Source organism: Saccharopolyspora sp. NPDC002686 (assembly GCF_040295745.1).
Taxonomy (GTDB): Bacteria; Actinomycetota; Actinomycetes; order Mycobacteriales; family Pseudonocardiaceae; genus Saccharopolyspora; species Saccharopolyspora oryzae.
In genome coordinates this window covers 1-9,371 of the sequence record NZ_JBEOVY010000314.1, presented here as the reverse complement: position 1 = coordinate 9,371, position 9,371 = coordinate 1, and the positions used below count along the sequence as shown (strand labels likewise).

Genomic DNA, 9,371 nt, shown 5'->3' with positions numbered 1-9,371 from the left:
GCCCCCTCGGCATGTCGGCGCCGGACACACCGAAGTGCGTCCGATGAGTTCCCCCGTCCGTAGGACAGATCCGCAAATTCAATGGAAATCGGAGGTCTGATTTCCATTGAATTTGCGTCAGCCCGGAGCCCGGGTCAGTCGGTCGGGGGTGTCCAGGGGTTCGTTCGGGTCATGCCGGCCGCTCGGCCCTTGCCCGCGATGACGAGGGCCATCTTCCGGGACGCCTCGTCGATCATCTCGTCGCCGAGCATCGCCGCTCCGCGGGCTCCGCCGGCCGCCGAGGTGTGCCACTCGTAGGCGTCGAGGATGTTCTCGGCGTGGTCGTAGTCCTCCTGGCGCGGGGAGAACAGCTCGTTCACCGCGTCCACCTGCGCCGGGTGCAGGACCCACTTGCCGTCGAAGCCCAGCGCCGCCGTGCGCCCGCCGACCTGCCGCAGGCCGTCGACGTCCTTGATCTGCAGGTACGGACCGTCGATCGCCTGCACCCCGGCCGCGCGGGCCGCGATCAGGATCCGCATCAGCGTGTAGTGGTAGGCGTCGCCCACGTCGTAGCCCGGCGGCTGGTGGCCGACCACCAGGGAACGCATGTTGATCGAGGCCATGAAGTCCGCGGGCCCGTACACCAGCGCCGCCACCCGGGGCGAGGCCGCCGCGATCGCGTCGATGGCGACCAGACCGGCGGCGTCCTCGATCTGCGGCTCGATGCCGATCCGCCCGACCTCCAGGCCGGTCGCCCGCTCGATCTGGGTCAGCGTCAGGTCCAGCCACCGCACGTGGTCGGGGGTGCTCACCTTCGGCAGGACGATCGTGTCGAGCTCGGCGCCCGCGCCCTCCACGACGGTCACCACGTCGCGGTAGGTCCACTCGGTGTCCAGCGCGTTGACCCGCACCGAGCGGATCTTGCCGTCCCAGCCGCCCTCGTTGAGCGCGCCGACGATCCGGTCCCGCGCCTCGGCCTTGGCCAGCGGGGCCACCGCGTCCTCGAGGTCCAGGAAGAACTGGTCGACGGCCAGACCGCGCGCCTTGTCGATCATCTTCGCACTGGAACCGGGCACCGCCAGGCAGCTGCGCCGGGCACGTCGACCGTCCACCTTGTCCTCCTCAACGACGAGACTGCTGGTTGTGTACCACGCCGCGGGCCGGGGCAGGACGTGCTGCGGGTCACCCGGCTCGCCCGCACAGCGGGGTGACCGCGGAGTGCATAACCTGATCACGTGGTAGCCGCGACCAGGGTTTTCGCTGCTCGGATGACCGGTCTCCCGGTGTTCGGGCCGGACGGCGAGCCGATCGGCCGGGTGCGCGACGTGGTCGCCGGGCTCAGCATCGGGCGACGGCCGCCGCGCGTCCTCGGCGTGGTCGTCGAGCTGCCCACCCGCCGCCGCATCTTCGTGCCGATGCTGCGGGTCACCCGGATCGAACCCAACGCGGTGACGCTGGCGACCGGATCGGTGAACCTGCGGCAGTTCCACCAGCGCCCCAACGAGCTGCTGGTGCTGGGCCAGCTCCTCGACGCGCGGGTCTCCATCGACCCCGAGGGCACGCCGGCCGTGCTCGTCGACGTCGCGATGGAGCAGACCCGCACCCGCGACTGGCAGCTGATCAAGCTCGCCGTCCGCGAGCGCACCGGACGGCTCGGCCGCCGCGGCCAGACCCGCGTGCTGGACTGGGACCAGGTGACCGGCCTGGAGTTCGCCGAGGTCACCGGCCGCCCGCAGGGCGTCCACCAGCTGCTGGCCATGTTCGACACGATGCGCGCCGTCGACGTCGCGAGCACCCTGCACGACCTGCCGTCCAAGCGCCGCTACGAGATCGCCGAGGCGCTGGACGACGAGCGGCTCGCCGACGTCGTGGAGGAACTGCCCGAGGACGACCAGAAGGACCTGCTGCACCGGCTCGACGACGAGCGCGCCGCCGACGTGCTGGAGGCGATGAACCCCGACGACGCCGCCGACCTGCTCGCCGAACTGTCCGAAGTGGACAAGGAACGGCTGCTCGGCCTGATGGCCCCGGAGGAGTCCGCCCCGGTCAAACGGCTCCTGGAGTACTCCTCCGACACCGCGGGCGGCCTGATGACGACGGAACCGATCGTGGTCGGACCGGACGCGACCATCGCCGAAGCCCTGGCCCTGGTGCGCAACCCCGACCTGCCGGTGGCGCTGGCCAGCCTGGTGTTCGTGTGCCGCCCGCCGTCGGCCACCCCGACCGGCCGCTACCTGGGCTGCGTGCACATCCAGCGGCTGCTCCGCGAACCACCGTCCACATTGGTCGCCGGTGCGCTGGACGCCGACCTGACCTCCCTGTCCCCGCAGACCCCGCTGACCGAGGTGACCCGCTACTTCGCCGCCTACAACCTGGTCTGCGGCCCGGTGCTCGACGACGAGGAGCACCTCATCGGCGCGGTCACCGTCGACGACGTGCTCGACCACCTGCTGCCGGAGGGCTGGCGGGAGAGCGGACTGCCCGAGACCGAACCCGACCACCAGACGAACCGGGAGGCGCGCTGATGCCCGAGCTGCTGACCCACCGCCGACTCGACCAGCCCCGGCCGCCGAGCCACCTGTCGGTGACCTTCGACCGGGAGATGTTCGGCCGGTTCTCCGAGCGCATCGCCCGGTTCCTGGGCACCGGCACGTTCATCTTCTGGATGACCGTCTTCGTGATCGCCTGGATCGGCCTGAACCTCTTCGCGGTCGGCCTGCAGTGGGATCCGTACCCGTTCATCCTGCTCAACCTGGCCTTCTCCACCCAGGCGTCCTACGCCGCGCCGCTGATCCTGCTGGCGCAGAACCGCCAGGACGACCGCGACCGGATCTCGCTGGAGGAGGACCGGGCGCGCGCGGAGCAGACCAAGGCCGACACCGACTTCCTGGCCCGCGAGCTGGCGGCGCTGCGCCTGGCGATCGGCGAGGTCGCCACCCGCGACTACCTGCGCGGCGAGCTGGACCGCCTCCGCGAGGAGCTCCCCGGCCTGCAGAGCGAAGCCGAGAAGCGCCGCACCCGGACCCCCGACTGAAACAACCGTGCGCCGTCGGGGAGTCAGGCCGGGTCGAGGTCTGCGTAGAGGGCGACGATCGCCGGGGCCGTGACCGGGCGGGCCAGGTACTCCTCGCGGGTCATCCAGGCGAGCTCGGCGATCTCCGCCGCCGGTTCCGGCTCGCCGTCGAGACCGCCGGAGTAGCAGCTCAACGACACCTGCACGCCCTCGCCCTGGCCGACCGCGTCGGTGACGTAGCGGCGGTAGAAGTCCGCGCCCGACAGCTCGACGCCCAGCTCCTCGCGGATCTCCCGGTGCAGGGCCTGCACCTCGGTCTCGCCCGGGTCGATCTTGCCGCCGGGCAGGTAGAACGCGTCCTGGTAACCGGCGCGGACCAGCAACAACTTGCGGTCGACGAACCGGACCAGGCCGACCGCGCGGATCAGATCGGGCGCTGAGGACTTCGCTTCTGGCACGCCCTCATGCTTGCGCACGCTGCCCGGGCGGCGACGGCACACCCCCGTCGGCCAGCCGCTCGCAGGTGCGCATCAGCGCCTCCAGCTCGTCGGCGGTCACCGACAGGAAGTACCGCGCGACGCCGTTGCGGTGCGTCGCGACCGCAGTCCGCAGCCGGTTCTCGCCACGTTCGGTGATCACCGCCTGCACCCCGCGGCCGTCGGAATCCACCCGGACCCGCTGCACCAGACCGAGCCGCTCGAGGCGGTCCACCAGTCGGGTGACACCGGAGCGCGACAGCAGCACCACGTCGGCCAGCTCGGTCATCCGCAATCGGCGCTCGGGCGCCTCGACCAGTGCTTCGAGCACGTCGTAGGCGGCCAGCGTGAGTCGTTGTTCGGCGATCAGGTCGCCTTCCAGGCAGCGAGTGACCCTGGCGTGCGCGCGGAGGAAACTGCGGTACGCCAGCAGTTCGCTTCGAGTCGGTAATCGGTCGAGAGCCGTCTCTGGCACGGAGATTGATATTACGGTCCGCGTTCGCCTGACTGCGCAGCGCCCCCGGCCGTCACCGCGCGTAGCACCGCCGCGATCGGCATCGCCCCTGTTCCGGGCGGGCTACCGATCCGTAGCATTGGAATCGCCCAGAAGGGGCCGTGTGAGAGTCTTGGGCTCCGCGCGAAGTTCCCAACAGCATGCCGAGGTAACCGTGAGCAGTACGCAGTCCGCGCCCACCGAGGACGCCGTCCGCAAGGCCCTCAGCCAGGTCGAGGACCCCGAGATCCGGCGGCCGATCACCGATCTCGGCATGGTGAAGAGCGTGTCCGTCGGCGACGACGGCGCCGTCGGGGTCGAGGTCTACCTGACGGTCAAGGGCTGCCCGATGCGGGAGACCATCACCCGGCGGGTCACCGACGCGGTCTCCGCCGTCGAGGGCGTCAGCTCGGTCCAGGTCGAGCTCGACGTGATGAGCGACGAGCAGCGCACCGAGCTGCGCAAGATGCTGCGCGGCGACGCCGCCGAACCGCGCATCCCGTTCGCCGAGCCGGGCTCGATGACCAGGGTGTACTGCGTGGCCTCGGGCAAGGGCGGCGTCGGCAAGTCCAGCGTGACGGTGAACCTCGCCGCCGCGATGGCCAAGCGCGGGCTGTCCGTGGGCGTGGTCGACGCCGACATCTACGGCCACTCGGTGCCGCGGATGCTGGGTGCGGGCGGCAAGCCCACCCAGGTGGAGAAGATGATCATGCCGCCGCAGTCGCACGGCGTGAAGGTCATCTCGATCGGCATGTTCACCCCGGGCAACACCCCGGTGGTCTGGCGCGGCCCGATGCTGCACCGCGCGCTCCAGCAGTTCCTCGCCGACGTGTTCTGGGGCGACCTCGACGTGCTGCTGCTGGACCTGCCGCCCGGCACCGGCGACGTGGCGCTGTCCACCGCCCAGCTCATCCCGAACGCCGAGATCCTGGTGGTCACCACCCCGCAGCAGGCCGCGGCCGAGGTCGCCGAGCGCGCCGGGGCGATCGCCATGCAGACCCGCCAGCGGGTGGCGGGCGTGGTCGAGAACATGTCGTGGATGGAGCTGCCGGACGGCCAGCGCATGGAGGTCTTCGGCTCCGGCGGCGGCCAGCTGGTGGCGGACTCGCTGAGCCGCTCGATCGGCACCGACGTCCCGCTGCTCGGCCAGGTCCCGCTCGACCCGCGGCTGCGCGAGGCCGGCGACAACGGCACCCCGCTGGTCCTGGAGGACCCGGACTCCCCGGCCGCGGCGGTGCTCAACGACATCGCCAAGCGCCTGTCCACCCGCTCCCGCGGCCTGGCGGGCAAGCTGCTGTCCGTCTCCCCCGCCTGATCGGACCATTTCCGCAGGTCATCGCTCGTGAGCACTTTGGGGTGCTATCACGCCCCAAAGTGCTCACGAGCTTGTGCGGTCGTCGGTTCTCAGGCGCGCTTGGTGACGGCGAGGAGACCGGGGCCCGTCGCCAGGGTCACCGGGACCAGTCCGTCGTCGGACTGGACCTCGCGGACCAGCGCGCGGACGGCCTGGGCCATCGCGCTGGCCGGGTCCGGCCCCGCCAGCTGGATCCCGGCGAACACGATCACGCCGCCCGGGCGCAGCAGGCGCAGGCCCAGCTCCAGGTACTGCGGGTAGTCCGTGGTCGCGATGTTCACCGAGATCAGGTCGTAGCCGCCTGCGGTCAGGCGGGGCATCAGCTCGATCGCCCGACCGGCGATCAACCGGGTGCGACCGGCCGGAACGCCCGCTTCGCGCAGTGTCGCGCGGGCCACGCGCTGCACCGAGGCGTCCGCGTCGATCGAGGTCAGCAGGCCGTCGGGCACCATGCCGCGGAGCAGCCAGAGGGCGCTCTCGCCGGAGCCGGTGCCGACCTCCACGACCGCCTTCGCCCGCAAAGTCGCCGCCAGGAACCGCAGCACGTGCAGCGGCGAAGCACCGACCGACGCCCCCTGCAGGCGGTCGGGCGTGCTCAGCGGCGTCTGCTCGTGGCCTGTCGGCCCGGCACCGAGCGGCGTCTCCGGAATCACAACGCGAAAGGTTATCGATGTTGTGCTCATCCGTGACCCGCGCGGCCCACATCGTTAGTCGGCCGTTTCCGGCGAGCGACTCGGATGACGTAGGTCACGCCAGGTTCTCAGCTTGTTCTCAGGCGCTTATTAAGACCACCTCACCAGCGCATACGAGAGTGATGGCGTCACGATCTAGACCCATCGGCGTCTCCCCTCCGAGGGAGCCGGGAACAACCGGTCCCGCTCACTCGTTCTGGTAGATGCAAACGCAGGAGGTGGCTTTTCGCCCAATGGCAACTCAGCCGATGAGTGTGGCCCCCAGTGTTCAACCGAGCACCGCTGTTCACCCGAGCACGAACGTTCAGCCGAGCACGGTCTCGCCCGCTGAGGAGGTCGCCTGGACCCCGCCGTCGTGGGACGACGTCGTCAGGCAGCACGCTGACCGGGTGTACCGGCTCGCGTACCGCCTGACCGGCAACCAGCACGACGCCGAGGACCTCACCCAGGAGACCTTCATCCGGGTGTTCCGCTCGCTCGCGTCGTACAAGCCCGGCACGTTCGAGGGCTGGCTGCACCGGATCACCACGAACCTGTTCCTGGACATGGCCCGCCGCAGGTCCCGCCTGCGGATGGAAGGCCTGCCCGAGGACACCGACCGGCTTCCCGGCGGCGGCCCGAGCCCGGAGCAGGTGTTCTCCGACACCCACCTCGACCCCGACCTGCAGTCGGCGCTGGACGAGCTGCCCCCGGAGTTCCGGGCCGCAGTGGTGCTGTGCGACGTCGAGGGCCTCTCCTACGAGGAGATCGGGACGACCTTGGGCGTCAAGCTGGGCACCGTGCGCAGCAGGATCCACCGCGGTCGCCAGATGTTGAAGGCCACCTTGGAATCTCGTCGCGAGCACGCCCGGGAGGTTTGACGGATGACGGTTTTGCGTGGGTGGGGTCTGCCCGAGCAGCACCTCGCGCTCGACGCGATCGTTGCGTTCGTGGACGGGGAACTGAGCCCGAACGCCAACGATCGCGCCGCCGCCCACCTGGCCCGGTGCCCCGCGTGCACCGCGGACGCCGCTGCCCAGCGGCAAGCGCGGGCTGCGGTGAAGGCCGCCGGGACGCCGTCGATCTCGCCGAAGCTCCTGCAGGCGCTGCAGGCCATCCCCGGGCACGCCGAACTCCCGAGCCAGCCCGACGGGCTCGCGCTGACCGAGGACGGTCAGCTGGTCGCGGTGTCCAGACCCGATCGCGCGAACCGGTTCGGCACCGGCGCGATCCTGGGCTCGACCACCCCGCTGGGCGGCGGGCAGCAACCGCTGGGCAGCTCGCGCCCTTTTGCCGGTGACTCCGGCGAGCCCGAACCGGCTCGCCGAATGGGTCGGCGCACGAAGCAAGGCGCCGGCGTGGTGTTCTCCGGCCTGGTGCTCGGCGCGCTCGCGCTGATGAACCTGCCCGCCGACGAGGACGGCCACCGGGTTCCGGGCATCCCGGGTCCGCAACCGGGCGAGGAGTTCGCCGTGGTGCCGGCCTCCGCCCAGGAGTCCCTGCCACCCGAAACGACCAGCAGCGAGCCACCAGCACCGATGGTGGCCACGGTCGCGCCTTCCTCCTCCGGGGAACCGGCCCCGACGACCACCGCGGGCGACCTCTCCCAGCGCTGAGCTCCGCGGGAGATTTCACCGCTCCAACACGAACTTCACCGCTCTCCCGGCAGAATGGGCGCACCGGCAACGGGTTCAGGTGCCGGTGGCACGGGAAACGCACCCGTGTGATCCACTCGAGGGGACGAGTTCGACCGCATGCCCGGGGAGCGATGACCGACCAGCCAGGAACGCCCGCGCAGGGCCCGGACACCGATCAGGGACGTCAGGACGATCCCCGCGCAGGCCAGCCAGATCCCAACGGGCGGCCCGCTGAGCCGGTGCACCCGTGGCAGGGCGCAGCCAGCACCACGCGCGGCGTGCCCGCGTCCAGCCCCGCTCCGCAGCACACCACCGCGAACGGTGCTGAACCTCCGCGTCTGGCCCCCAAGCCGCTGCACCGCCCCCCGGTCGATCCCTCGCAGAGCTCGTCGTTCCGCCGCCCCCGGGGCGTGACCGGGAGCTTCGACCCGAACCGGCGCGACCTGCCGGTGCGCGGCATCGAGCACACCGCTCCCCCTGCGGCCCCGCTGGCCACCGCGTTCGGCCGTCCGAAGGACAGCGACGAGCAGCTCCAGCGAGCTCCCGGCGAGGAGCCGGTGACGCCCGAGCCCGCCGAAGACCCCGTGCTGTGGAGCACCGACGAGCAGGACCCGTGGCGCAACCCGGCCGCGGGCGCGATGCTCGGTCCGCCCGCTGCCTCCGCTGACCAGGACGAGGAGTCCGAGAAGACCGAGACGGGTCCGCTGCTCAGCGCCCGCGAAGTCCTGTTCGGCCGCCGGGTGCAGCCCCGCGCGCTGGTGATCCTCGGCGTCGTCGCACTGCTCGTCGGTCTCGCCGGCGGGTTCCTCGGGCGGATCACCGCCGAAGAGGGGAACCCGCTGATCAACCCGTCCGTGACGCTGGCCGAGGTGGAACCCGCCAAGGAACGCCCGAAGGGCACGGTGGCCGACGTCGCCAAGCGCGTGGTGCCGGCCGTGGTCTCGATCGAGGTGCGCGTCGGTGCGCAGGGCGGCAGCGGTTCCGGCGTGGTCATCGACGGCAACGGCTACGTGCTGACCAACAACCACGTGGTCTCGATGGCCGCCGACACCCCGAACGCGCAGGTCTCCGCGGTCTTCCACGACGGCACGCGGGCCCCGGCCCGGATCGTCGGGCGCGACGTCAAGACCGACCTCGCGGTGGTCAAGGTCGAGGTGTCGAACCCGACCGTGGCCCAGCTCGGCAACTCCGACAGCCTCGCGGTCGGCGACGACGTGATCGCCATCGGCTCCCCGCTGGGCCTGGCGGGCACAGTGACCACCGGCATCGTCAGCTCGGTGCACCGCCCGATGCGGCTGGCCGGCGAGGGCACCGACACCAACGCGGTGATCGACGCGATCCAGACCGACGCCGCGATCAACCCCGGCAACTCCGGTGGTGCGCTGGTGGACGGCAACGGCGCGGTGGTCGGCATCAACAGCGCCATCCGCACCCTCGGCTCCGGCGGTGAGGGCGGTTCGATCGGTCTGGGCTTCGCGATCCCGATCGACGACGCGCGGCGGATCGCCCAGGAGCTGATCCGCACCGGTCACATCCAGCACGCCGACCTCGGGGTGAACGCCAAGTCGGCCAGCGACGGGCTCTCCGACGGCGCCCAGGTGCAGAACGTGCAGGACGGCAGCTCGGCGGCCGACGCCGGGATCGCCGAGGGCGATGTGATCATCCGGGTCGGCGAGCGCAAGGTCGGCAGCGCGGACGAGCTGGTCGTGGCCGTGGACCGGTTCCAGGTCGGCGAGCGGATCCCGGTC

At 71.3% G+C, this 9,371-nt stretch carries 10 protein-coding genes; 6 read left to right on the top strand and 4 right to left on the bottom strand.

The features are described 5' to 3' along the window. Nucleotides 1-134: 134 nt before the first annotated feature. Nucleotides 135-1,091, bottom strand: a complete 957-nt coding sequence (locus ABTZ89_RS30540) for an HpcH/HpaI aldolase/citrate lyase family protein (RefSeq protein WP_270948817.1) — start codon at nt 1,089-1,091, stop codon at nt 135-137. Nucleotides 1,092-1,214: 123 nt separating this feature from the next. Between ABTZ89_RS30540 and ABTZ89_RS30535 the strand changes: the two genes are divergently transcribed. Then, nucleotides 1,215-2,504 carry a magnesium transporter MgtE N-terminal domain-containing protein gene (locus ABTZ89_RS30535; RefSeq protein WP_270948818.1) on the top strand — a complete coding sequence of 430 codons (1,290 nt, stop codon included), beginning with the start codon at nt 1,215-1,217 and terminating at the stop codon, nt 2,502-2,504. After that, nucleotides 2,504-3,013 carry a DUF1003 domain-containing protein gene (locus ABTZ89_RS30530; protein ID WP_351051182.1) on the top strand — a complete coding sequence of 170 codons (510 nt, stop codon included), beginning with the start codon at nt 2,504-2,506 and terminating at the stop codon, nt 3,011-3,013. Before ABTZ89_RS30535 ends, ABTZ89_RS30530 begins: the two co-directional genes overlap by 1 nt. Nucleotides 3,014-3,036: 23 nt before the next feature. Here ABTZ89_RS30530 and ABTZ89_RS30525 read toward each other — a convergent pair whose 3' ends face one another. Together ABTZ89_RS30525 and ABTZ89_RS30520 are read right to left on the bottom strand one after the other, a co-directional pair. Beyond that, nucleotides 3,037-3,450: an NUDIX hydrolase gene (locus tag ABTZ89_RS30525; RefSeq protein ID WP_270948820.1), complete on the bottom strand. Its 414-nt coding sequence runs from the start codon at nt 3,448-3,450 to the stop codon at nt 3,037-3,039. 4 nt (nt 3,451-3,454) lie between these two features. Beyond that, nucleotides 3,455-3,943, bottom strand: coding sequence for a MarR family winged helix-turn-helix transcriptional regulator (locus ABTZ89_RS30520; RefSeq protein ID WP_270948821.1), 489 nt, complete (start codon nt 3,941-3,943; stop codon nt 3,455-3,457). Between the two features lie 193 nt (nt 3,944-4,136). On the opposite strand from ABTZ89_RS30520, the gene ABTZ89_RS30515 reads away from it, so the two are divergent. Beyond that, nucleotides 4,137-5,276, top strand: a complete 1,140-nt coding sequence (locus ABTZ89_RS30515) for an Mrp/NBP35 family ATP-binding protein (protein WP_270948822.1) — start codon at nt 4,137-4,139, stop codon at nt 5,274-5,276. A gap of 89 nt (nt 5,277-5,365) precedes the next feature. On the opposite strand, the gene ABTZ89_RS30510 is transcribed toward ABTZ89_RS30515, so the two are convergent. After that, nucleotides 5,366-5,968 carry an O-methyltransferase gene (locus ABTZ89_RS30510; RefSeq protein WP_270948823.1) on the bottom strand — a complete coding sequence of 201 codons (603 nt, stop codon included), beginning with the start codon at nt 5,966-5,968 and terminating at the stop codon, nt 5,366-5,368. Nucleotides 5,969-6,255: 287 nt separating this feature from the next. On the opposite strand from ABTZ89_RS30510, the gene sigE reads away from it, so the two are divergent. The 3 genes from sigE to ABTZ89_RS30495 form a co-directional block, all read left to right on the top strand. Further along, the gene (gene sigE, locus ABTZ89_RS30505; protein WP_270948824.1) at nt 6,256-6,867 is read left to right on the top strand and encodes an RNA polymerase sigma factor SigE; all 612 of its coding nucleotides are present in this window, start codon (nt 6,256-6,258) and stop codon (nt 6,865-6,867) included. A gap of 3 nt (nt 6,868-6,870) precedes the next feature. Next, on the top strand, nt 6,871-7,602 hold the full coding sequence (locus tag ABTZ89_RS30500; protein ID WP_270948825.1) for a zf-HC2 domain-containing protein: 732 nt from the start codon (nt 6,871-6,873) through the stop codon (nt 7,600-7,602). Between the two features lie 152 nt (nt 7,603-7,754). Then, on the top strand, nt 7,755-9,371 hold a 1,617-nt coding region (locus ABTZ89_RS30495), incomplete at its 3' end, for a trypsin-like peptidase domain-containing protein (protein WP_351051175.1).